The organism is Treponema porcinum (genome assembly GCF_900167145.1).
In the GTDB taxonomy this organism is placed as follows: domain Bacteria; phylum Spirochaetota; class Spirochaetia; order Treponematales; family Treponemataceae; genus Treponema_D; species Treponema_D porcinum.
Genome location: NZ_FUWG01000011.1, coordinates 39,323 through 62,665, shown reverse-complemented (window position 1 = coordinate 62,665; position 23,343 = coordinate 39,323). Strand labels below are relative to the sequence as shown.

17 protein-coding genes are annotated in these 23,343 nt (G+C 43.4%); 9 read left to right on the top strand and 8 right to left on the bottom strand.

Features of this window, described 5'->3' with window-relative positions; genetic code table 11:
* Positions 1 to 51 precede the first annotated feature (51 nt).
* From B5D55_RS07970 to B5D55_RS07955, 4 genes are read right to left on the bottom strand one after another with little or no spacing between them, the layout of a single operon-like run.
* Positions 52 to 1,719, bottom strand: coding sequence for an ATP-grasp domain-containing protein (locus B5D55_RS07970; RefSeq protein WP_078933481.1), 1,668 nt, complete (start codon positions 1,717 to 1,719; stop codon positions 52 to 54).
* A 1-nt stretch (position 1,720) separates the two neighbouring features.
* On the bottom strand, positions 1,721 to 4,222 hold the full coding sequence (locus B5D55_RS07965) for a cytidylyltransferase domain-containing protein (protein WP_078933480.1): 2,502 nt from the start codon (positions 4,220 to 4,222) through the stop codon (positions 1,721 to 1,723).
* Positions 4,219 to 5,178 (bottom strand): glycosyltransferase family protein, encoded by a 960-nt coding sequence (locus tag B5D55_RS07960; RefSeq protein ID WP_078933479.1) that lies wholly within the window; start codon positions 5,176 to 5,178, stop codon positions 4,219 to 4,221. The genes B5D55_RS07965 and B5D55_RS07960 overlap by 4 nt, the downstream gene beginning before the upstream one ends.
* Entirely contained in the window at positions 5,153 to 6,670 is a 1,518-nt protein-coding gene (locus B5D55_RS07955; protein WP_159446187.1) for a spiro-SPASM protein, read from the bottom strand. Before B5D55_RS07955 ends, B5D55_RS07960 begins: the two co-directional genes overlap by 26 nt.
* 103 nt (positions 6,671 to 6,773) lie before the next feature.
* Between B5D55_RS07955 and xseA the strand changes: the two genes are divergently transcribed.
* The 3 genes from xseA to mutL are packed head-to-tail and all read left to right on the top strand — an operon-like array spanning position 6,774 to position 10,461.
* Positions 6,774 to 7,988 (top strand): exodeoxyribonuclease VII large subunit, encoded by a 1,215-nt coding sequence (gene xseA, locus B5D55_RS07950; RefSeq protein WP_143593277.1) that lies wholly within the window; start codon positions 6,774 to 6,776, stop codon positions 7,986 to 7,988.
* 26 nt (positions 7,989 to 8,014) lie between these two features.
* Positions 8,015 to 8,290, top strand: coding sequence for an exodeoxyribonuclease VII small subunit (gene xseB / locus B5D55_RS07945; protein WP_078933476.1), 276 nt, complete (start codon positions 8,015 to 8,017; stop codon positions 8,288 to 8,290).
* A complete protein-coding gene (gene mutL / locus B5D55_RS11895; protein WP_078933475.1) occupies positions 8,287 to 10,461 on the top strand; it encodes a DNA mismatch repair endonuclease MutL in 2,175 nt (724 codons plus the stop codon). The genes xseB and mutL overlap by 4 nt, the downstream gene beginning before the upstream one ends.
* 37 nt (positions 10,462 to 10,498) lie before the next feature.
* On the opposite strand, the gene B5D55_RS07935 is transcribed toward mutL, so the two are convergent.
* Both B5D55_RS07935 and B5D55_RS07930 read right to left on the bottom strand, forming a co-directional pair.
* Complete coding sequence (locus B5D55_RS07935) at positions 10,499 to 12,598, bottom strand: tetratricopeptide repeat protein (RefSeq protein ID WP_078933474.1); 2,100 nt, start codon at positions 12,596 to 12,598, stop codon at positions 10,499 to 10,501.
* A 42-nt stretch (positions 12,599 to 12,640) separates the two neighbouring features.
* The gene (locus B5D55_RS07930) at positions 12,641 to 13,411 is read right to left on the bottom strand and encodes a tetratricopeptide repeat protein (RefSeq protein WP_159446186.1); all 771 of its coding nucleotides are present in this window, start codon (positions 13,409 to 13,411) and stop codon (positions 12,641 to 12,643) included.
* A gap of 367 nt (positions 13,412 to 13,778) precedes the next feature.
* Here B5D55_RS07930 and B5D55_RS07920 point away from each other — a divergent pair, with 367 nt between their 5' ends.
* From B5D55_RS07920 to B5D55_RS07895, 6 genes are all read left to right on the top strand, one after another.
* Positions 13,779 to 15,134, top strand: coding sequence for a tetratricopeptide repeat protein (locus B5D55_RS07920; RefSeq protein WP_078933527.1), 1,356 nt, complete (start codon positions 13,779 to 13,781; stop codon positions 15,132 to 15,134).
* A gap of 30 nt (positions 15,135 to 15,164) precedes the next feature.
* Complete coding sequence (locus B5D55_RS07915; RefSeq protein ID WP_078933471.1) at positions 15,165 to 15,914, top strand: metallophosphoesterase; 750 nt, start codon at positions 15,165 to 15,167, stop codon at positions 15,912 to 15,914.
* A 1-nt stretch (position 15,915) separates the two neighbouring features.
* Complete coding sequence (locus tag B5D55_RS07910) at positions 15,916 to 16,821, top strand: transcriptional regulator (protein WP_078933470.1); 906 nt, start codon at positions 15,916 to 15,918, stop codon at positions 16,819 to 16,821.
* A 128-nt stretch (positions 16,822 to 16,949) separates the two neighbouring features.
* Positions 16,950 to 18,623, top strand: a complete 1,674-nt coding sequence (locus B5D55_RS07905) for a GAF domain-containing SpoIIE family protein phosphatase (RefSeq protein WP_078933469.1) — start codon at positions 16,950 to 16,952, stop codon at positions 18,621 to 18,623.
* Positions 18,624 to 18,634: 11 nt separating this feature from the next.
* A complete protein-coding gene (locus B5D55_RS07900; protein ID WP_078933468.1) occupies positions 18,635 to 18,973 on the top strand; it encodes an anti-sigma factor antagonist in 339 nt (112 codons plus the stop codon).
* A gap of 44 nt (positions 18,974 to 19,017) precedes the next feature.
* Positions 19,018 to 19,551 (top strand): ATP-binding protein, encoded by a 534-nt coding sequence (locus tag B5D55_RS07895; protein ID WP_078933467.1) that lies wholly within the window; start codon positions 19,018 to 19,020, stop codon positions 19,549 to 19,551.
* Between the two features lie 65 nt (positions 19,552 to 19,616).
* On the opposite strand, the gene B5D55_RS07890 is transcribed toward B5D55_RS07895, so the two are convergent.
* Together B5D55_RS07890 and B5D55_RS07885 are read right to left on the bottom strand one after the other, a co-directional pair.
* Positions 19,617 to 20,402, bottom strand: coding sequence for an outer membrane lipoprotein-sorting protein (locus B5D55_RS07890; protein WP_078933466.1), 786 nt, complete (start codon positions 20,400 to 20,402; stop codon positions 19,617 to 19,619).
* Between the two features lie 74 nt (positions 20,403 to 20,476).
* Entirely contained in the window at positions 20,477 to 23,293 is a 2,817-nt protein-coding gene (locus B5D55_RS07885) for an efflux RND transporter permease subunit (RefSeq protein WP_078933465.1), read from the bottom strand.
* Positions 23,294 to 23,343 lie beyond the last annotated feature (50 nt).

The window sequence follows — 23,343 nt, the reverse complement described above, 5'->3', positions numbered from 1 at the left end:
CCATAAAAAGTCAGTTAAATTTATAATGCAAATTTGTATTACACTTCCCTGCTATTTATTTTCGGAAAGTGAGTCTGAAACATAAACGGCAGCTTGAATTCCGCCTTTTAAAAGCGCCTTCCAGAAGCGTTCCTGCGGAATTGCAGGGTGTTTCCGGCACAGTCTGTCAAAACGTTCTGCGGACTTTCGGAGCGTAAGATAGTTCCAGTCAGTTTCCGCACTGTCAAGAAGCGGCTGTATTTCAGGAGGAACAGAGCGAAGGACGGAAGAATTTTCCGGAATAATCCCGGAAAGCGGCGTATGCTCCAGTTGCAGGAACGAACGATAAGCCGGCGGCGGAAAACCGCGCTCGTCAGCAGACGTTTCGCCCTTCAGGAAACGTTCCGTCCGCTCGTTATGCGGCTCAAGGCGTATGAACGCGCGACTGCATGCACGGCAGCTTGCGTTTACGGCTTTATCACGGTTTTTAGAAAGGGAAATTGCGTTTCCGCACTTCTGCACGTTGTTCCGGGGAAAAACGGCTTCTTCGCCGGAATGTACAGGACGCGGAAACACGTTTTTTACAAAGCGCGTTCTTTCGGAATGCCTTATACCGGAGATAGACGCAATTGTTCCCGGAATAGAAATCCAGGCGCGTTCGGCGCTTGTTTTTTTTGAAACTACTTCGTACAGTTCAAACGGCGGTTGGCACGGTGAAGCGGACGCACCGGAAGAAACGTATGGTCTGAACTCAACAGGTTTTCGCATACGGAGCAGTTTTTCCGGTACTCTGCCAGCTGCAATCAGAAGCGCCTGCTCCGTAAGGTTAAGCCCTGAGGAATACGGAAATGTCCATCCTGACATATATCCGCCGGAAAGACGCGCCGCAATCTCCCCTATTTCAGGTCCGTTCGGCGTATATTTTATGTCAGCTTTTGCCGTACCGCAGGTAAGTCCCAAAGCCTTCACCCCGGCGGCAAAAGCCGCGATAAGTTCTGCCTTTTCTTTTTCACCGGCGGAAGTCGGCATTGTATGTCCTGTTTCGATAAAGTACGGCGGATAATAAATATGACGGTCTGCAAAGCCAGTAACCGTCAGCGTTCCGTTATACACAACAGCATCTATTGAATATTCAGGACCTTCCATATATCGTTCAAGAATAATAGTTCCTGTCCGGGAACTTTCTACGGCATTTTCCACGGCGCATACAATTTCTTCCCTGGAGCGAATCATACGGCAGCCGCGCGCGCCCATATTGTCGGCAGGTTTTACAACGCACGGAAAACCAAGCTTTTCCACAGCCTGCTGAATATTCTCAATGCAATACAGTTCGTCCTGCAAATCAGATTCGCGTGAAAAAGAAAAATACTCTGGTGAAGGGACGCCTGCACGTTCAAAACAGGCGCGCATTCTAGGTTTTATGCTTGCATTCAGCGCAGCTTCATAACTGTGGGCGCACAAGCCGAGTTTTTCGCACACATACGACACTGAAGCTGAAAAATCTGTTCCTGCCGTAAATACAGCCTTCAGATTTTCCTTTTTCTGCAATTCCGATGCAAATTCAAAAATTCGCTCCTTGTCCTTTAAGTCAATCTGCCTGAATTCGTCTGCAAGAAAAACAGACTCTGCATTTGGATTTGCATCAATGACGAATGTTTTAAATCTGTTCCGCTTTGCCGCATTTATCGCAGGAGACTGCATAAGTCCTGCGCCCAATATCAATACGCTTTCTTTTTTCATTCTATTTTACCTTGCGGCAGTATACTTCAAAAGTGTCGCCCATTCTACACAGTCTGCTTGCCGTCTGATACATTTTGAACGGAAGGCTTGTTTTTTCCCAGCCGTGAGCCTTTACTTGCGGAAAACGCTCTGCGTGATGACCGGTAGACACAGTTTTTACAATCTGAAAACCGAACTGCTGAAGAATTTTTCCTGCACGCGACGGTTCCCATATCGTGTAATGATCCGCCGGACTTTCTTCAAAAAAATGCTGCCTGTTCAGTTTTGCGGAAACTCCCTGCCCTGAAGGCGTTGAAAATGCAAATATTCCGCCCTTTTTTAAAAGCGACGAAACTTTTTTCAAGACAGGCGCAAGATCCGAAAAATGTTCGATGACGTACCACATAGTAACTGCGTCGAACTGATTTATTCCGAACGAAACGGCTGAATCAAACTCCGGGAATGGAGCACATACGGCAGGGAAAAGCAGCGTATTCTGTACATACGACACTGCATCTTCCGCAATATCCGTGCCAAACACCTGCCAGCCTTTGTCATTCGCCGCAGAAAGAAACGGTCCGTAGGCGCAGCCGATGTCAAGAACAGCCGGTTTTGCATAATGCGCAATTCTGAGAGTTGAATTCAGTTCCATTACGCGCCGTCCGCACGATTTTTTTATAAATTCAAAATCTTCAAGATATGTTTTTCCGTACTGATTTTTGTACTGCTCAGAAAAATAAGATTTTCCGTAATCAGCAGCCTCGCTTTTTATTGACCACGACATATAGATAATTCCGCAGGAACGGCAGCGTCTGAACGTCCGGAATTCAGTGCGCGCGACAATTTCATCCGGTTCTTCAGGAGATTTTTCTTTTTCTGCTGGTTTTCCACTGTTTTTGCAGACTGGACATTCAAAGCGCGCGCCGTGCGCAAGATTTTTTATATAATCGCCAAGAGAGCGGCTTTCTACGCCAGAGGCTGTGCCCGGAGGGAACAACTTTGAAACGTCGGAGAAAAGCGCGGCGTCAAACGGCAATTCAAGTTGTTTTCTGGAAAGCGTACAAAATCCGTAAGACTTTGAAAGTTTTTCGTGAAGCATGCTTGTAGCGGCAAGAATTACTGCACAACCTGCGCTGTTCGCTTCAAAAGCCGTAAGTCCGTAGTGAGTTACGACCAGATCGTATCTGTAAAGCGTTTCCTTAAGGTTCACTACAGGTTCTATGAACGTTATGTTTTCCAGCGGTTCAGAAGGACGTTTTTTTTCAGGAAGAATTGCCGTAACGGAATATCCTGCTCCGGCAAAATAACGCGCGGCAGGAACAGTAAGGTTTGCAGGATCTTCTCCTCCGAAAGTAACAAGAACTTTTGATACAGTAAAAGTTCCGACAGTCCGCCTGTTCACCGGTTTTTCGATGAATGCAGGGAGAGAAAGATTTGCCGCCCTGTTTTCATTGTCAGACGGAATGATATCAAGAAGATAATCACACCACGGAGTAAATGCAGAACCTTCGTCAATGGCGGCAACTACGGAAACTTCATGGAGTTTTTCTGCCAGAGGTTTATCCATTGAAAATAAATCTGTTACTATAAGGGAAAATTCATTTGGTTCGGGGAACGTCCGCACAATCTGGTAGTCTTTAAGTCCGTCCTCAAGCGAAAGATACTCGCTTACAACCAGTTCCGTTTCCTCAAGACCGGCGTCTTTCGGAACATAGACAAATCCGCCGGAATCAACCGCCGCTTTCAGGCAACGGCGCAGATGTCCTGTACCGCATCCTTTTTTTACAGACGGAACAAATAAAACAGTATCGTGGACGAACGGGTCTTTGACAGCAGAAACAATCTGTTCTGTGGTGTACGGTTCTGAAGGCATTTTTCCGTCGGAAAGCCTGTTTACAACAGCAAGCGCGCGCCGGAAATCAGACGGAGTATCGATTGTTGTGCGGTATTCAGGAAAATAAAAACGCGACGGAGCTTTAAAAAAAAGCGATGTAAATTTGTTTTTATGGTTATACAGCGCAGGTCCTACATGTTCGCGGTCATACGGGTCTGTCGTTGCAGCGGCGGCCTCAAGCAATGAGTCCGCGCGGAAAATCTCAACACCAGAACCGTGCGGAAGCCCAGTCCAGGTCATATAATCGCATTTTGAAATCTCAGACTGTTTTTCAAATTCAGTACACAGAAGTTCTGCCGCCTCGTAAAATAAAAACGGATTGTCGGCAGTAGCGCGAAGGACAGTCCTGCATTTTATGGAACGAATTACTATGCAATAACGTTCAAGAACGTCCTCAAGCGGTCCTGCAAAAAGTTCCCAGCCGCATCTCTGAACGACAGGCAGAAGTTCGTCATAAGAAGCTTCGTCCGTTGCAACAATATATCTGTCTGCGCACACTTTGCGCATTGAATTCAGCGTCCATTCAAGAACAGGCTTTCCTCCAAGGAGCTTCAACGCTTTTCCCGGAAGTCTTGTTGAGGAAGTCCTGCACTGAATTATAACTGCCAGTCCGGCATTTGTTTTTTTCATTTTCCGCTCACCCAATTTTCTATTAACTGCTGAACATCCATTTTAAAACGATATTTATTCATTTCAACCCATTTTTGCGCACTTTTAAAAAGTGACAAAGATTCAAAAAATCCGCAGGAAGAATGAACCTTAAAATTAAAGAAAGTCATCGGTTTAATTACGCCGTGGTCATCCTTGAACGAAGGAAGAATGTTTTTAAGATAAAAACGGATATACGAATAGTTACGCGTTGTATCTTCTACAGTTTTTTCCTGCTCGTAGGAAATTAAAAATGAAGTGGAAAGCGCAATTTTTTCGCCCCAAAGCCACGCACGGAGCGAAAGGTCTGCATTCTGCCAGTACGGAGCGGTAATCGTGTAGTCATAGCCGCCAAGCTGGATAAATTTTTCACGGTTGTACAAACCGATAAAATCCGGGGGATAAAGCGTAGGGAGTCCGTCTGAAACAAACTGCGAAGGAGTAAGAAGAAAACGACCTTTTTTTGCTTCTGGAAGAACAGTAACCGAAATACCCTGTCCGTCTGCGTTTATAAGGCGAGGAACAATGCAGTATTTTTTGTCTTTCGTAAGGTTTTCTGCAAGATTTTGAAGAAGGATTCCCTGCGGAATGCGGAGTGTATCGCGAAGGACAAGAAAATACTCGGAGTCAATTTCGCTTACGCAGGCGTTAATAAGTTCGCCGTCAGTCGCCTTTTCCAATGGAATTACGAATTTTACGGACGGATAGCGCCGAGAGATGTCTTCTATATTAAAACTGTCCGGGGTCGGCTCAATCCACACGACAGAACGAAATCCGCAGCCAAGCAGATTTTCAATAGTCTGTACACGAAGATGACTTCCGCCGTAATTCAGCATAATGACTGAAACAGGCAGTTTTGAGTCAGGAGACGGCTGCATTCCGCCAAGAACAGTCCTGTCTATCTGATGACCGTTAAAAGTTGAAGGTATAGTATTCATCGCATTTCCTGCATTTTTCACAATATTTATTGTTCATCTGATTCTGCACTTCTTCAGTGCATTTTTCCCATATAGCGTCCAAAGGCTCCGTAAACGCGTTTGCACGTATGTCAGAACTAAGCGTTTCACGGCAAAACGGAACGTCTCCATTTACAAGAACGGTCATATCACGGCGGAGATGCCAGCACGGATTACGCTCAAGCGGAGACAAATCAGCCGGCTTCAGGTCAGGAAGTACATCGCAGAAACGCGAATACTTCTGTATAATAAGATTTCCACCGGACGGACTTTCAGGTGCGCTCCAGTACCGGTAGAACGCTTCAAGTTCTTCTTCATTCTGCTGTATGCGCGTAAACTGCGCGTACACCCTGCCTTCAAAATGCTCAGAAAGCATTTTCACCGCGCCCAAAGCCTTTTCAAAGCCTGATGCGTTTCCGTTCACGGCCGCATACGTTTTTTCCGAAGCGGCGTCTATTTTTACAATCCATACAATGTCGTCAAAAAATTCATCGCCTCCCGACCGCGCACCTGCTTTTTCAACAGCTGCCTTCACCAAACGGCATAACTGTTCGCTGACGTTCTGCCCGTCCGTTTCAATAAGAACGCGTAATCCCTTGAAAGAAAGTGTTTCTGCCACAAAATCAGTAAATTCAGGGTGAAGCAGTGCTTCTCCGAACGCAGAAAGCGATATGACGGCGGTTTCTGAAAATTCTGAAATACGTTTTATAAGGAAAGAAAAATCGTTTTTCTTCATAAATACGTCATTTCCGCTGGAATTCATGCAGTCTGGAAGGTAAAGGCACGGAAAAGAAGACGTTTTTGCAATCTGAATGTTATAGAAAGATGGAAGCGTTTTTAACACATGGACGGAATGTGCCGCCACGGAAGAAAATTCGTCCGCATCTTCAGGAAGTTTTCCCTGCTCAAACAACGCCTTTGCTGCCGTCATATTCGCCTTTGTTCCGCATGACAAATTCATTCTGAAAAGCCGCCAGTCCTCAGCAGACAAAACGGTTTCTATTTCATAGGAATTTATGTCTGTCTTTATAAAATCAAAAAGGCTTGTGCGGGAAATACGTTTTTTCCCCTGCTCAGAAAGAGTCGTTTCCGCAAGTTTTGCAAGAATTGCTGCCGTTCCTGCGTCAAGAACTTCAGGACTAAGTCCGTAAGGATAACCGTCTGCAAATGTGTATTCGGCATTATATTTTTTATGAGTAGAAAGAAGTTTTTCAGTGAGTTTCAAATTCAAAAACGGTTCGTCCGCATACGCATACAGAACAGTGTCCGCATTTTTTTTCTGTGCGGTTTTTGAAATTGCAGAAAGAAGCGAAGTCGTATCAAAACGCTCAAGAAGAACTGTCCCTGTACCGCATTTTTCTGCAAACAAACTGTCTTCCCTGCCTGCAAAAACGACCGTTTCATCACCGGCTTTTTTTGCCCAGTCAATACAACGGTCAAAACTTGACTTTCCGTCAAAACACCCGTCAAACATGTGGAGGCTGCGGTAATCCGCCAATAAAATTACAAGAGTTTTCATCCCTTATATAATCGGCAGACTGTTGAACAAGTTGAACTGAATGTATAAAATTATCGTTATGAATCCATCGCTTTTTCCTTCTGACAAAGTTTTCACCGTATCAGAACTGAACGAAATCATCAAAGAAATCCTTGAAGGAACATTTCCGGCAATTACGCTGGAAGGCGAAATCTCAAACTACCGCCCGAATTCTTCGGGTCATTTGTATTTTAACCTGAAGGACAGCGGTTCTGTCATTAGTGCAGTAATGTTCCGCTATTCCGCGGCGTATCTTGACTTTATCCCTAAGGACGGAACGAAAGTTCAGGCAACAGGAAAACTGAGCGTATACGGTCCGCAGGGAAAATATCAGATTGTAATAACAAAAATGACTGTTGCCGGAGAAGGCGCAGTCCTGAAAATGATAGAGGAACGAAAGCGCAGGCTTTCTACTGAAGGACTTTTTGACGAAAGCAGAAAACGAAAGCTTCCGCTATTTCCGCGCACTATAGGCGTTGTAACAAGCCCTACAGGTGCAGCGCTCCGCGACATTTTGCAGATTACAAAGCGGCGGAACAAGTGCGTTTCAGTAATCGTATTCCCGACGCTTGTTCAAGGCGACGGAGCTGCGGAAAATATCGTACAGCAGATACAGAACGCAAACAACGCAAAACTTTGCGACGTTCTTATTGTAGGAAGAGGCGGCGGCTCTCTGGAAGATTTGCTTCCGTTCAGCGAAGAATGTGTTGTCCGCGCCATTTCACAAAGCGAAATTCCTGTTGTATCAGCAGTAGGTCACGAAATTGACTGGGCTTTGAGCGACTACGCCGCGGACAAGCGCGCACCTACGCCGTCTGCCGCCGCAGAATTATGCGTTCCGCAGCTTTCTGACATTATGCAGACGCTTCGCTTTTACCAGAACGAGTTGTATTCGGGCGTTAAGATGAGGGTGGAAAAAACAAAGCTTATGGTGAAGGCGTTTAATCCTGACAATCTTGAACTAAAATTCCGTTCCATTGAACAGCCGCTCCTTGTCCGCTTTGACAATGCAAAGGACGACCTTATGCAGAACATCAGCCGTAAACTTCAGGATACGCGTCGCTTTATCGAAAACTGCGCTACAATTCTTGAGAATGCAAGTCCGCAAGTCATCCTTGACCGCGGATATTCTATGGTTCGTGAAAAATCTACGCAGAAAATCATCCGGGACGGAACTCAAATTGCCGCCGGAGCAGAAATAGAAATAATCCCTGCAAAAGGAAAAATAACTGCCGTGGTAACACAAGCAAAATAAAATTTACTTTTTTATAGGAGCAGAAAATGAATAATTTTGAAGAAAACCTTGCAAAGCTTGAGCAGCTTACAAATGATATAAAAAAATCAGACATCACGCTTGAAGAAGCGCTCAAGGATTTTGAGGAAGGCATACGCCTTGCCCGCGGAATGGAAAAAGAAATCGACAAAATCGAAGGAAAAATCCAGCAGCTTATGAACAATCCTGCACCGCAGGACGCAGAGCCGGCGGAACTAGACCTTTTCACAGGTCTTGGAAGCGACGGAACAGCCGGCGCACCTGAGGCAGGAACGCGTCAATGAGCACGGCACACCCGGTACGAATGCTCAATGCGGAAGTTGCGCGAAAAATTGCGGCTGGTGAAGTCATCGACCGCCCGAATGCAATTGTCCGCGAGCTTATGGACAACGCTATCGACTCTGGAGCAGACTCCGTAACCGTAGAAATAAACGGCGGCGGAATTGACAAGGTGCGCATTGTAGACAACGGCTGCGGAATGACAAAAGACGATTTACAGACGTGCGCACGACCGCACTCAACAAGTAAAATCGCGACGGAAACAGACTTGCTGAACCTTACGACGCTTGGTTTCCGCGGAGAAGCACTCTCCTCCATCGCCGCCGTCTGCCGCCTTTCAATAACGTCCGGCGGATGGAAAATGCGCGCTTCGGTCACCGAAGACCATATTATCGAACAGACAGCAGTTCTTGACGGAACAATCGTTCAGGCGGAAGGACTGTTTGAAAATTTCCCGGCACGCCGCGTCTTTCTTAAACGTCCGGCAAGCGAAGGCATATTGTGCAAAAATACATTCGTTGAAAAAACGCTTCCCTGCCCGGAAAAATCATTCCGCTTCGTTTCTGACGGAACTATAAAACTTGATTTGCCTGCCGGTCAGACTTTGACGGAACGTTTTGTAAAGGCAATGGAACTTAAGGAATCACCCGAACTGTTCTACGAACTTTCAGCACGCTCCGACTCATCCGATGCCCCGGACTGGTCATTTAAAATCGTCATAGGAGAACCGGGCGTTTTCCGCCCTAACAAAAAAGACATTTACATATTCGTAAACGGCAGGCGGATTACAGAATATTCCCTCGTACAGGCAATAGAATACGGCGGTCAGGGCTATTTTCCGAACGGCAGTTTTCCGGTGGCAGCAGCGTTTATCCAGATAAATCCAGCACTGGTGGACTTTAATATTCATCCGGCAAAGCGCGAAGTCCGTTTCAAGGACATATCGGCCCTTCATCACGGCATAAGCACGACTGTAAAACAATTTTTTTCCGACTATACAAACAAAACGATGAAAGCATCGCTGAACCAGCCTTCAAAAGAGTTCGGTTCACAGGCTCTTTTTTCAAGGACAAACGGTTCGTCATCTCCGGCAGACCTTGCAGAACTGGCACTTTCGGACGATGAGCCGGATACGCCGGGAAAATTACATAATCCGGCGGCGCAAAACTCATTCCAAAAAAAAACAGGCATTTCTGACACATACAGCGGAACAGGCGCAGGAAACCGCAGCAGATTTTTTGAACCGCGCCCGTTTTCCGAAAAATATACGATTTTCCACGGACAGTCTTCCGTAATACCGGAAACTGTAGCGGCGGCGGATTCGTATGCGAAAAGCGCTGTTTTTCAGGCAGAAGCCCCGCAGAAAAAAAACGTTTCCGCACGCACGCAAAAAGTAATTGAAATTGCAGACAGGGCTATTGCCGCGTATAACAAAGGAATTCCGCAGAACGAAACGGAGGACGGCGCCGCTTCTCAAGAAAAAACGACGCAGACGGAAAAAGACGCTTCATTCACCCAAAAAAACATTTTTTCAGAAACCAAGCCGTCTTTCCCTGCACAGGACGACGCCGCATCTGGCAATGCGGCTAATGCGGCGGGCAATGCGTCAAAATCCGCGTTCAATGCAGAAACAAACGGCTTTCATTTCCTCGGAAGCGCACTCGGAACATTTATTATAGTAGAAAAAGGCGCCGCTCTTTACATCATAGACAAGCACGCCGCCCACGAACGCGCCCTGTTCGACAGCATTATGAAAAACCAGAGCAAACGCCAGCACCTTCTCATTCCGTACGTAATCGAAACAAAAGACGAAAAGGAAGACGACTATCTGGAGTCAATTCAGGACGAACTTTCTAAAATAGGATTTGAATGCAGGAATACAGGCGGCGGAAAATGGGAATTCACAACGCTTCAGGAACGATGGAGCGGCTCAGAACTTGACCTTGAGCACGATCTTCTGGACAAAAAAGTTGCCCCGAAAGACTTGATTTACTCAATCGCCGCAATGACGGCGTGCAAGGCAGCTGTAAAAGACGGCTGGATTCTTGACGACAATGCGGCAGAAGAAATTGCCCGGAACGCACTTGAACTGGAAGACCCGCACTGTCCTCACGGACGTCCGGTCTACACAGTCATAACGCGCGAACAGCTGTTTTCGCTTGTACGGCGTACGTAAATCAACGCCGCCGCACAATTTTATCTGCTTATTTTTCTTATTTTATGGAAGCAAACAGGCTGTCAATTTCCGGCTCGCGGTATCCAGGATTTTTCACTTTCACGAACTCAAGGAATTTTGCGGCATTTCCGCTGTCATTCAGGGCAAGGCAGACTTTTGCAAGTTCAATATAACAGTCCCACGAATTAGGATTTTGCCGCAGAGCTTCCATATACGTTGTCTTGGCATTATCATACTGACCGTCGCTTGCAAACGCCTGGGCAAGATTTATGCGGACTTCATTATCCTTCGGGTCGATTTTCAGGGCATTCTGGAAATGAAGGATTGCATTCTTATAGTCCTTTTTTGAAAGATATGCACTTCCAAGATTATTGTTCGCCTCAAAACTTGAATTATCCTGTTCGTATGCTTTTTTGAAAAGACTAAGCGCCATCTCCGTATTAGGCGGAGTCATTCCCATATACATAACGCCAAGATTTATCTGCGTCTTAAGATGCTTTGGATTAAGCTGGAGCACCTCTGCATATTTTGCAATCGCCTCGTCAACCTTGCCTGTTTTATCACAGATAAGCGCGTAGTTATAAACAATATTTGCACGTGCATTCATATCACGAAGCGCCCCCTGCGAATCATACGCTTTTTTTGCGTAGTTCAGCGCATCGTCAGCTTTTCCCTGCTCGTACAGGACTGTAGAAAGATTATAATACGTAAGCGGATCGTCAGTTCCGGCAGGAAGAAGCGCAAGCGATTTTCTGAACGCAGTCTCTGCCTCCTTGTAATTATTCAGCTGATAGTAAGACGAACCGAGTTCCTGGAATGCCGACCTGTTCGTACTGTTTATACCGGCCGCCTTGTTATATGCGTAAACAGCGCCGTTCCAGTCTTTCATAGAAAAAAGCACGCGACCTTCCTCCATATACGCTTTTTCGTGGAGCGGATCTATATCATGCGCTTTTCTGAAATCAGCAAGTGCAGATTTTGCATCGTTCAATTTGTTGTTCGTAAGCCCCAGATTATAGCGCGACGGCGCAAATGACGGGTTAAGCTGGCAGGCTGTATTAAATGAATATTTAGCTTCAGTAAATTTCTTGAGCATATACTGCGCCCTTCCCAAATCGTAATAATACAGATAGTTCTTGCTGTCAGTGCTAACTGCCTGCATAAACGAATCAAGCGCCTTCTTATAGTCTTTTCTGCTCATCGCATCCGCACCGATAATATAATTAGACGCAGCATCTTTCGGATTTAAAGAAATTGCGTTCTGTGCATACGATACGGCGGCTTCTTCAAGACGGTTACGGACTTCGCCCGAAGCTGCGTTCTGAGAAGAATTATGAAGCGCCTGCGCCATCTCAGAATATTTACCTGCAGAAAAGGCTGGTTCTCCGTCCGAAACAGGAAGATTGTTTCTGGCTGTTTCAAAATGGCTCAGAGCCTTGTCAATACTCCCTGCCTGAAGCGCAGTCTTTCCCTGCTGAATTTCATCATTTACAAAAGAAATTTCCTTATTAAGCTGTGCATTCTTTTTCTTAAGAGCCTCTTCCTCCGCCTTGCGTTTCTCCTCAGCCGCCTTTTTTTCTGCTTCGTCTTTCTTACGCTGCTCTTCTGCAAGTTTCTGCTGCTTTTTCTGTTCCTCAAGGCGAGTTTTTTCCATTTCTGCCTGAACTTTCTGCTGGTTGAGCAAATCTGCCATAGCCTTACTGTTCTGTTCTGCAGCACGATTATTTCGTTCTATGCCACTTTTCATAGATTCGATTACCTGCGTAAGCCCGTCCGTATCAACTTCAACCTTAACGTTTGAAGAAGAAGTTTCTCCTGCAGAAGATTTATTTTTTTCCGCAATAACGGCATCCATCAAATCAAGGGCTTCCTTGTCCCCTGCATTTTTAAGCAGCAACTCTTCAAGCTTGTCCAGCGCACGCTCGTACTCTCCGCGCTCTATATACATACGCACAAGCGAAAGCGTGTTGTCACGCGCACCAGAACTTCCTCCGCAGCCTTTTACGCACAAAAGGACGGCAAGAACTATGACTAAAACCGCCGCAACGGCAATAACAATCTTCTGCTTTTTTGTAAGACGTGTTTTCAGTCCGCTCTGATTAAAACTGTCCAGGTGATCAAAATCCAATGAACTCATTTTTCCCCTCACTAAAATTATTTCTGTCGACAGGAACTTTATCTAGTCAAGTTCAGACTCGTATTCATAGTCAAGAACTTCCTCAGCTCCTGCCGTCATATTTGTAGTATCAGTCTGCTGAAGCGAATTTGCAACTTCCTCCAGCAGTTTACGGCGGCGTTCTTCTTCCTCCGCCTTACGCGCAGCCTCCGCAGCAGCCTGTTCTGCCTCACGCCGGGCAATTTCCGCCTGCATGCGCTCATTTTCTTCTGCAATACGTTTCTGTTCTTCTGCAAGCCGGACTTTTTCCTGTTCTTCAAACACAAGCTGTTCTTCCAGATAGGAAATAAGACGAATAATTGAATCACGCTGAGGATCGTCCGGAACCGATGCAACATACAACTTGTAATCATCAAGAGCACTGCCATACTTTTTCTGCATAAGGCGCGCATTTGCCCTGTTCAGGACGGCTGAATACATCTGCGGCGAGACGGCAACAGCAAGGGAGAAGCAGTTTTCCGCCTTTTCATAATCGCCGGACGCATAGGCAACGTTTCCTTCATTAAAGCAGAGTTTTTTCCTGTCTGCATAGGAAGATTTCATTCCGCGCTCAAATGCATCAATTGACTTTGCATACTCGCCAAGCTGAAAATACGCAAGTCCCAGAAAATTATAAGTATCTGCCGAAATCTCGCCCCTTTGTATTTCACTTTCCAGAAGTACAGCCGCGCCGGAAGGATTATTCGCCTTAAACTGCCTTTCCCCCTCTGACTCTGCCGAAAGGAAAGCCATCGCACTCACAATAAAAAACAAAGACACAAAACGCTTTTTCATATTACCGTCCATTTTACCAGCAATCCAATTTTTTTAGAATATTCAGCATGAATTCCGGACTTTTTTCCGTAAAGGACTGGAACCCCTTGATTAAAAAATCCCGTACGTCACAAAAACTTAGAAATCCGGCATTCAGGCTAAATGTAAAAAAACGTGCTGCAATCATACTATTATACTTTTTAAATTTAGTATATAATTCATTAAAAGACTTCTGGCTCAGACTCATTCATAAAGAGCCGGACAGATGCCGGAAGCCGTCGGAATATCCGATTTTCCAAAAGTCTGCGTTGCAGACTTTTCTATACAAAAGTCAGACCGAAAGTTCAGGTTCTTTCGCAGGCTTTTTTACGGGAGTTTCAGAAAAAAAATGATTGTTCTTATAGCCGCTATTTCCGTAGTAGTCATAGGACTGCTGGTTTTTATCATCAAGGCAGCTGCTGCACCTAAAAAAGTAGACAGAGTGCGCCGGCTTCTGAAGCAGGGCAAAAACCAGGCAGCAGCAAAAGTTGCAAAACAGATTATCGCAAAAGACCAAAAAAACTATCTTGCCCATTATTATTTAGGAAAGGCGTATCTCGCGGACAATCGCGGTGAACTTGCGCTTATTGAATATAAAACAGTCAATGAACACGCTCTTTTTGATGCAGTTCTTCAGGAAGTGCCGTTCAGGCGCGAATTTGCGGCGATGCTCGTAAAATTCGACCACAAGGAAGAAGCTATGCGCGAATATCTTCTTCTTACAAAGCAGGAACCAACGAATGCAGACAATTTTTTCAATGCCGGAAAACTCTCCGAGCAGGTAGGACGAAAAGACCTTGCGCTTGGCTTTTATAAAAAATGCCTTATGCTTAATCCGAAAAACGCAAAGGCACACGCCTCAATGGGATACATCCTGTTCCAGTCAAAGCAGTTTACGGAAGCAAAGCAGGAGCTGAACGTAGCAATATCCCTGAATCCGGAAGAATACTCCTGCTACTACTTTCTGGGAAAAATCCTAAAAGAAAGCAAGGACATTGCAGGTGCAGTAAAAGCCTTTGACAAGGCACAGCGCGATTCTGAATACAAACAGAAAGCACTTATAGAACGCAGTACCTGCTATATGATTGCAAACAGGATTGACAATGCGCAGATAGACCTTCAGCGCGCAATAGAACTTGATAAAGATGGAACAAAAAACGATACGCTTTACGCACGTTACTTTCTTGCCGCCTGCTACGAAAAAAACAGAAAGATTGAAAAAGCAATAGAACAGTGGCAGATTATCTACTCAAAGAACCATTCTTTCAGGGACGTAGCCTCAAAACTTTCCGAATACAAGGATTTACAGGCAAACGACAGCCTGAAGGACTACCTCACCTGCCCCGATGCAGAATTCATTGAAATCTGCAAGAACCTTTGCCTTAAAGCGCTTAATCTTTCTGCGCAGAAAGCAGACTCCGTACGTGACGGATGTTCAATTCTTGCAGTAGAAGCAAAAGAAGATGACTGGCGGAATATGCGAAAGCAGGCACAATACCTTAGGTTTTACCGTGCAATCGAACCGGTTGAAGACACCGCCGTCCGGGAAGTACTGGACAAGGCAAAAGCTGCAAACTGTACGAAATCTTACGTTATCGCAAGTTCCGGCTTTACGCGCACTGCAATAGCATTCGCAGAAAATCGTCCTGTCGAACTGATAGAAAAACAGCGGCTTGAAACACTGCTTACGACAAGCAGTTCTTAATAAATCAAAAGACTAGTCAAGGTTCGTAAAATGAAAATCCTATGCGTATCAGACCAAATCGACCCTCTCATCTACTCTGTGAACGCGCAGAAGAATTTTCCCGACGTAGATGCCGTACTGTGCGCAGGCGACCTGCCGATGGATTACGTTGACTTTATCGTAACGGTTCTTAACAAGCCGACATATTTTATATTCGGTAACCACAATCTGAAAGAATACAAGTACTATCACAACAACAAAAATCCGTCACCGCAAACGCCGCTGCCGGAAGATGCTGTCATAAACAACAACATAACGAAGCACGACCACGGTGCAGTTTACGCAGGCTTCAAGGTTCTCTACAACAGGGAACTGTCATACACGGATTTAAGGACAAAAAAAGAAACTCCGCTTATCATTGCCGGCGTTTCCGGCTCAAGGCGGTACAACAACGGCTTAAACCAGTATACAGACTCGGAAATGATGTTCCGCCTGCTGCTTCTTGTTCCGCGCCTGATTCTGAACAAACTGCGCTACGGAAAATACCTTGACATTTTCCTTACGCATGCACCGCCGCTTAATATTCACGACAAAAAAGACCCGTGCCACATAGGTTTCAAATGCTACAACTGGTTCATAAAAACATTCAGACCGGAATATATGGTGCACGGACACATACACCTGTACGACCAGCGGGAAGAACGAATAGGAAAATACGGTGATACAACCGTCGTAAATGCATACGCACACTGCGTCATTCAGTTTCCGCAAAAACAGGATAAACACAACACGGGAGAATAAAATGTCACAAGAAACAGAAAATGACTTCTCAAAAGCTCGCAACAAAGCACTTATAAATGAACTTCAGCACATCCTGACCCCTGAAGAAGCCTCAATGATTTCATTCAAGCAGATCCGGCAGATTATAAAGCCGCAGAACGAAACGTATGTAGGTATGCAGACAATTCCGATTTCCAAAATAGTAGGAAGCGAAGGAAGATATAAAGACTTCGACAACCAGTTCTTTCCAAAGAATTCATTTATGAAGGAACGGTGGGAACACGTAGATGAAGCAGTCATCAAGGACATAATCCTTCCGCCTATACGCGTATACGAACTGGGAGGACTGTATTTTGTCCGTGACGGAAACCACCGCGTTTCCGTCGCAAAATCAAAAGGCGTTGAATTCATAGATGCAGAAATCGTCTCCCTCCAGACGGAAATAAAACTTTCTCCAGTCCGTACGCTGGGAGAAATGCTCAGGCAGATAATCGTCTATGAAAAAAAGAATTTTTACTTTGAAACATCATTCGGCGACATCACCGACTACTGGAACCTTGACTTTTCAAGTCCGGGACAATACGACATCATCTACCAGCACATACTGACGCACAAATATTTCATAAATCAGGGAATTAAAAAAGAAATAACTATGGAAGCAGCCATAACTTCCTGGTTCAACACAGTGTATATGCCAGTAATCGCCGTCATCGAAAAATACAAAATAATGAAATATATAAAGAAGAGAACTGCCGGTGACCTGTACATCTGGCTCATCCACTGCTACGATGAACTGAAGAAAAAATTTGGCGACGGCATACCTCTTGATATTGTAGCAAACGACATCAAGCAGGAATACAAATGGTCTCTTTTTAAGAAAATAAAAAACCTGAAGAATAAATTATTGTTCCGCAGAAAAAAAAAGTAATGATACGGGGAAAAACAACAGATAAATATGATATGGAAAACTTCTCAATCTAAAACTTGACGGCAGAATATTTCGATGTTAGAATTATTTAAAACTAAGAATTTAAAGTTTTCCTAAGGAGTATAAATTTGGATTCAACAATTGATTCTTTCGTACATATTCCTATTCTTATAGCAGCGGCAGCCGGACTCATTCTTTTTATCCTGCTTCTGCTATCAAAGATTAGAAACACATCAAAAGTAAGTTTTGTGTTCTATCTTGCAATCGGTGTAAGCATAGCAGGATTATTGTATACATATAAAAACAGACAGATTATGTATCTTGTAGTAACATTCCTGCTTTCTGAATTCCTGCTGATTATATACGCATTCGTACTTGCAGTTTCTGATCCTAAAAAACGTGCTCAAAAGAAAAACCAGAAAGAAAAAGAACAGAACAGCGATGCTGATGCAATAACAAAAGAAGCCATAGAACAAATAAAGGAAAAATATTCCGACATTATCTCTATTAACAGGGATCTTGTAACAAAAGCAGCCGGTTTCTTCAGTTCAGAAGATGCAATGTCTGCATTCCTTCAATATTTTGACAAACTATTGCTGGAAAAAACAGGCGCGGACGGATGTGCCGTGCTTTTATATGATGAATTTGATGACGTACTTGCAGTAAAATCACTGGAAGGAAAATTTCCGCCGCCGTACAAACTGCCGGAAGATTTGCCCCATAAACCGATTCGCGTAGAAACGAACTTCAAATTCTCCCAGTTTGCCGTATCAGGCAACATTTTCGGAGATATTTTTACTGCCGGCAAGCCTGTAAACATAGCTGAACCGAACGCAAAGAATTCTCCTGTATTCCAGAACGAGCCGGAAGAGTTCTTAAAATGCGGTCCTTACCTTTTCATACCGATGCAGCAGGACGGCGAAAACATTGCACTTGTCTGCATTTCACGCGCAGCAGGACAGGAACCGTTCACTCAGGATGAAATGAACGATGCCTGCACGATTGTAGAAGCCGCCTCAACGGCTCTCAGACCTCTGAACAGTTTTATTGCGTTTACAGAACACGCAGAACTTACAAAAGAAGGCGACATCGCAACAAAATTCCAGAAAGCTCTCCTGCCGGAAAAAATGCCGGTCATCAACAAGCTTTCAATCGGAAAATACTCTATGCCGGCAGAAAACGTATGCGGCGACTATTACGATATTATTCCGTCAAGAAAAGAACGAATTACATTCATTATGGGTGACGTAGCCGGAAAAGGTATGAATTCGCTTATCATTATGGCAATGATAAGGGCTATGTTCAGACTTGTTTCCAACACGAACAAAAGTTCCGCAACACTGCTTGAATGGGTAAACCGCGCAATCTGCTCTGAAAAGAACGGTATGGATCACTTTGCAAGCGTATCCCTCATAAACTACAACAGCATTGACAATACAGCACAGGTAGCAACAAGCGGAACAAATCCGGTTCTGTTCTACTCCGCCGCAGAAGGAACAATCAAGAAAATATCCATTGACTGCGAACCTATAGGAGTTGAAAAAACAACAGAATATAAAGACATTGACTTAACGCTGAATGCAGGTGATATTTTAATTTCCTGTACGGACGGTGTACTTGAATGTCTTAATGAAAATGGTGTACAATATTCACTTAATAACCTTACAAATGTTATTAAGGCAAATTGTAAATTATCGGGAAAAGATATTGCAAACAAAGTTAAGGACAGCATTAAAAAATTCTGTGGTACAACACAGCAATATGACGACCAGAGTCTTCTGGTTGTAAAAATACAGGGATAAGGAGCTTCATTATGGAACTTAAAATACGTAAAAATGGGGACGTCTACATAATCGATGTAAATGGGGAAATGGATCTCTATAACTCCTATAAGCTCAAAGAGCTTGTTATGAAGATGATTGAAAAGAACATTAAAATCTTCATTATAAATCTTGAGCAGGTAGACTACATTGACTCATCTGGAATTGGTGCGCTCATTTACATCAGCTCAACGATTAAAAAGATGAATCTTAAACTTGCAATCTCAAATATCCATGGTTCTGTAAAAAAAGTTATAGAACTTACAAAGCTTATGGGTTATTTCCCGATTGCAAACAGTGTAGAAGAAGCACTTTTGATGGTAAAAGAATAAACCTCTAAAGAACTTTTACAAATTCATTTTCTGGAGATTTACAAATGGAAGATTTAGAAATTAAAGAATTGCGCTCTGATGACAACGATCCTTTATTCGATAAAACAAATATGCTTAGGAAAGATTTTCCTTCTGATTTCCGTCAGATCAGATACTTCACACTTCTGATTGTTCAGTCAGCACCTTCTGAAATAAAAGAATTGAACTTGTTGGAACAGCAGATTAGTGAAGTAATCAAAAACGGCGTAAAACACGGAAATCACTGTGATTTGAACAAAAAAGTTACGGTATGGTATTCATTCAGCCCTACCCATGCGCATGTTATAGTACAGGATGAAGGCGAAGGTTTTAAAGATCTTGAAAAATGGAATGAATTTAACAGAAAGCGCCTTTCCTGCCTTCACAATCAGGACTATGAAAAGCTTGCAGATTATGTTTCATTTAAAACAAAAGAATCAGATGCACAGGACGGCGGAAATGCCCTGTTTGCAGCACTGGAATACTGGAACGGCGGATTCGTTTATAACGGAAAACGCAATGCCGTTGCTATGCTGAAACGCTTTGGACCAAAACACTAATATAATTTGCATTTAAAATAAAAAGGCTGCGTAAAACGCAGCCTTTTTATTTATCCAATCAGTTTTTATTTTCCTGTATTCAAGAAGCTTGATGTAAATACCCTGTCAGGGATTTCTGAATCAAGTTTAAGCTGAACAATCGTAAGACGAGTTGAATGTCCTGTCTGAACGTTCTTCATATATTCCTGAATCGGCATATCATATATTTTTCCAGTTTCGCCGGAACGTTTTTCAAGTTTTTCAAGCGTAAGCGTCTTCCAAAGCTTTCCTTTTTTATCATACATTTCTGTATATACAGGATAATTTGTTTCCTGATCTATATAGTTAATGCGGTACTGATACTGAGAACTTTTCGGATCTTTCGGGGTTGATTTTACAACCCAGCACGTATATCCGTTCTTCTCTTCTTTCTCAGAAATCATCTCATGCTCATCTTCGTCAACTTCACGAGTAGAAAGGTCATCATAAGATGCATCTGTTCCCATAAATGACTTAGAACCTTCACTTGCAGCAATACGGCGTGTTGTTTTCAACGACGGAAGATAAATAAATTTATCATCATCTTTTCCAGGTCCGTTTTCAAGCATTAAAAAGCGGGTATCCTTTACAGATGCCGGACTGTTAAAAATCATAACAATAGATGACAAATCATCTTTTTCACGGCCATATTCCGTAACTACACGAGATTCCTGAAGCACACCGTTTTTCTCAATCAAGTCCATTTTTACCTTAGACATTGTAAAAGCCGGTTTTTCAACATCGTGAGCCTGTGTCATAACTGTAACAGCATCAATTGCAAATGCTGAACAGCCTGCAACCAGGGCAGCTGCAAATGCTACAATTTTTTTCATAATAAACCTCCAAAAATAAATGCACATGACTTGCATTTTTACGGACAGAATGAAACATTCAGTCCGCAGTTTCTTTATTTTTGCTCTGTTTTTGGCTTCATAAATTTAAAGTCATACAGATGCAGAATTCCAGGGATAATTGTCATTGCAAGGGCAGAACTTGAGAACATAACGATTGCAACAAGAATTCCTATATAGCGTAGAACAATAAACTGGGAAAGGCAAAGAACCAAAAATCCGAGCCCTACGGCAAGTGCATTAGTTACAATACCAACTCCGCTTTTATTAAACGTACGTTTTACAACAAGTTCCAGATCGTCCGAATTGGCACGCTCTGCACGATACGTTTCAAGGAAGTGAATTGTATAGTCAATTCCAACACCGATTGCAACAGAAGCAATAATGCTTGTTATCAAGTCAAGTTTTATTCCGGTAAGTCCCATTATCATATAATTCAATATAATGGTAAACGCAAGCGGAATAGCACCAATCAAACCGGCAATTCCAGACTTAAATGAAATTGAAATAATTATAAACACGCTGAGCAGGGACAGAAGCAGTGAAGTAAACTGGCTGGAAATTACCATTCCTGTCATTGTGTATTCCATTTCGCTCGTTCCGGTATATTCTACGGTATAGCCTTCAGGAAAATGATTTGCAACATATTCTTTTGCATAGGCAATAATTTCTCCGACAGAATCCGTACTGTGAGTTCTAAGCTGCACCTGAATACGCATTTTTGTCGGTGTAAACGATCCCTGCGGAACAACGAAACGATCCAGAGAATCTCCGCCAAGCAGCATAATATACTGTGAAACCAAATCTGCAAGTTCTTCCCTGCTTTCAACCGGGTATTTTTCTGCATCATACGGAATTTCGTAATAATCAGTTCCGTTGTAATTGAATTTCTTAAGCAGTTTGGACATCATTGCTTCCACAGTCGCATCATTTCCGCCGGCATCTGCATACGCCTCGCTGAAAAGCTCCAGAAGTTCCTGAACGGATGCAGTTTTTGAAAGATTTGCTACATCATCAGCAGTTTCCGCAGAATCAGAAGAAGGTGCATTCATTACCTGATTCATACGCTTCAGGAATGTCGTAAATGAAACAACTTTTCCGACTTCCTGATATTCTTCAAGCAGGCGGTTCTGCAGTCCTTCCATTGCATAAAGAATTTCAGGATTTGTCATATCGTGCCGTACAGATGCAGCTATAGATTCATCAGAAAAATCAGTTTCTTCAGAAGTAAAGTCATTGAAATCATCAAATCCGCCGAAATCATCAAAACTAAGGTCATCAAAAGAATCATCCGATCCGTCAGAATCCAACCCGGAAGCAGCCTCTGCCGAATTCTGAGAATCAGCAGAAACAATAATATAGACAGAGTTCGTGCCGGCAAAACGTTTGTTTACATAATCAATATCACGCCTCAATCTTGATGTTGCCGGGAAATAATTTATCATTGCTGTATCTATGACAAGTTTCTTAATTCCAATGGCTGAACAGATAACTATGGCAAGGCTGAGTAATATAAGGCGAGGTTTTGTGCCTGCAAAAAACCTGAAAAGACTGTAATAAGTAGAATCTTCTGCTTTTCTTTCTTCAGAATGTTCAGAGTGGATTTTTTCTAGCTTTGAAGATGCCTTTCTCTTTGCCCTTGCAATAATTGCTTCCATACGGTCGGATTTTTTACCGATAAGATTTACAGGTTTTGTCATCAAAAGCGCAGGAACAAGAGTCAGTGCAAGAAGCAGAGAAAAAAGAACGCCAAGCGAAGCGAAAATTGCAAAACTATGGAGCGGCTCAAGAGGACTTGTAACAAGAGAAATAAAACCGACGACTGTCGTAAGTCCGGCAAGGAAAACCGCGCCGAACACTTCTTTTACTCCAGACCATATAATTTCGGCATGAAGTTCCTTTGTCATCGGCTTATCGTTTTTCTCAAGGGCGATATAGTAATGGGTCAGTACGTGAATTCCGTAGGCAGAACCGACGGCAATCAGTGCAACAGGAATAATGCTTGAAACGATTGTAAAGGTAAAATGAAGCAGACTCATAAGTCCGCAAGACCAGATAGTACTTATCAATACAGTAAGAAGAGGAAGAAGCGTTCCGTCCGTTGTCTTGAAAGAAAAGAACAGGCTCAGGCTGACGACAAGAACGACAAGAGGAATAAGGCATACCAAATCGTGAACCATAAATGTATGCGCCTCGTCAGAAACTACCGTATCACCATAAACAGTCTGATTCAAACCGGTTCCGCTTACCTCTTCCGAAACTATTTTTTTCACAGACTGAAGAATATCATTTTTTTCAGAATTAGAGATTTTTACGGAATTTCCGTCAGAATCAATGCGGTTCTCAGAAATAACAATCTGCATCTGAGTTGCCCTGCCGTCATCAGAAATCATAACGCGGTCATACATTTCTTCCCATTCAATTAATTTCTGATTGATTTTTCTAATATCCGCCTTTGTTCCTGTAAAAACAGGATTACCGTTCTCGTCAATCGAATACAATTCTTCATCAATCAAATTCGTTGCAACAAGGCTGTTGTCCTCGCTTGTAACAAAATCAATATTTGAAATGGCATCAACTTTTTCTATATCAGAAAGATTTTCAATGCGGGCAGCTATTCTTCCGACAACAGTAAGATATTCCGGAGTTAAAATCGACTCATCTTCCGTTTCCAGAGAAATACCGATTAAATCCATACTTCCAAATTCATCCTCACACTGGTTAAAACGAAGGTATGACTCGCCGGATTTAGGCAGAAAATCCCGTGAAGAACTTTCTATCTTCAGGTGCGGCAACTGAAGCCCGAAAAAAACAGTTATTACCGCACAGACTGCAATAATAATCCACGGACGCTTATAAAAACGTGGAACCATAATAAAAACCTCCAACAGATTTTTTAATCGGTTCAAAAAAATAAACCAAT

Excerpts from the sequence above, each read along its gene's own strand:
- B5D55_RS07890 (WP_078933466.1), bottom strand. The coding sequence starts at position 20,402 with ATGAAAAAAATTGTAGCATTTGCAGCTGCCCTGGTTGCAGGCTGTTCA.
- B5D55_RS07955 (WP_159446187.1), bottom strand. The coding sequence starts at position 6,670 with ATGTTTGACGGGTGTTTTGACGGAAAGTCAAGTTTTGACCGTTGTATT.
- B5D55_RS07930 (WP_159446186.1), bottom strand. The coding sequence starts at position 13,411 with ATGAAAAAGCGTTTTGTGTCTTTGTTTTTTATTGTGAGTGCGATGGCT.
- B5D55_RS07900 (WP_078933468.1), top strand. The coding sequence starts at position 18,635 with ATGGAACTTAAAATACGTAAAAATGGGGACGTCTACATAATCGATGTA.
- B5D55_RS07895 (WP_078933467.1), top strand. The coding sequence starts at position 19,018 with ATGGAAGATTTAGAAATTAAAGAATTGCGCTCTGATGACAACGATCCT.
- xseA (WP_143593277.1), top strand. The coding sequence starts at position 6,774 with ATGAATCCATCGCTTTTTCCTTCTGACAAAGTTTTCACCGTATCAGAA.
- B5D55_RS07910 (WP_078933470.1), top strand. The coding sequence starts at position 15,916 with ATGTCACAAGAAACAGAAAATGACTTCTCAAAAGCTCGCAACAAAGCA.
- B5D55_RS07960 (WP_078933479.1), bottom strand. The coding sequence starts at position 5,178 with ATGAATACTATACCTTCAACTTTTAACGGTCATCAGATAGACAGGACT.
- B5D55_RS07970 (WP_078933481.1), bottom strand. The coding sequence starts at position 1,719 with ATGAAAAAAGAAAGCGTATTGATATTGGGCGCAGGACTTATGCAGTCT.
- B5D55_RS07885 (WP_078933465.1), bottom strand. The coding sequence starts at position 23,293 with ATGGTTCCACGTTTTTATAAGCGTCCGTGGATTATTATTGCAGTCTGT.
- mutL (WP_078933475.1), top strand. The coding sequence starts at position 8,287 with ATGAGCACGGCACACCCGGTACGAATGCTCAATGCGGAAGTTGCGCGA.
- B5D55_RS07935 (WP_078933474.1), bottom strand. The coding sequence starts at position 12,598 with ATGAGTTCATTGGATTTTGATCACCTGGACAGTTTTAATCAGAGCGGA.
- xseB (WP_078933476.1), top strand. The coding sequence starts at position 8,015 with ATGAATAATTTTGAAGAAAACCTTGCAAAGCTTGAGCAGCTTACAAAT.
- B5D55_RS07965 (WP_078933480.1), bottom strand. The coding sequence starts at position 4,222 with ATGAAAAAAACAAATGCCGGACTGGCAGTTATAATTCAGTGCAGGACT.
- B5D55_RS07920 (WP_078933527.1), top strand. The coding sequence starts at position 13,779 with ATGATTGTTCTTATAGCCGCTATTTCCGTAGTAGTCATAGGACTGCTG.
- B5D55_RS07915 (WP_078933471.1), top strand. The coding sequence starts at position 15,165 with ATGAAAATCCTATGCGTATCAGACCAAATCGACCCTCTCATCTACTCT.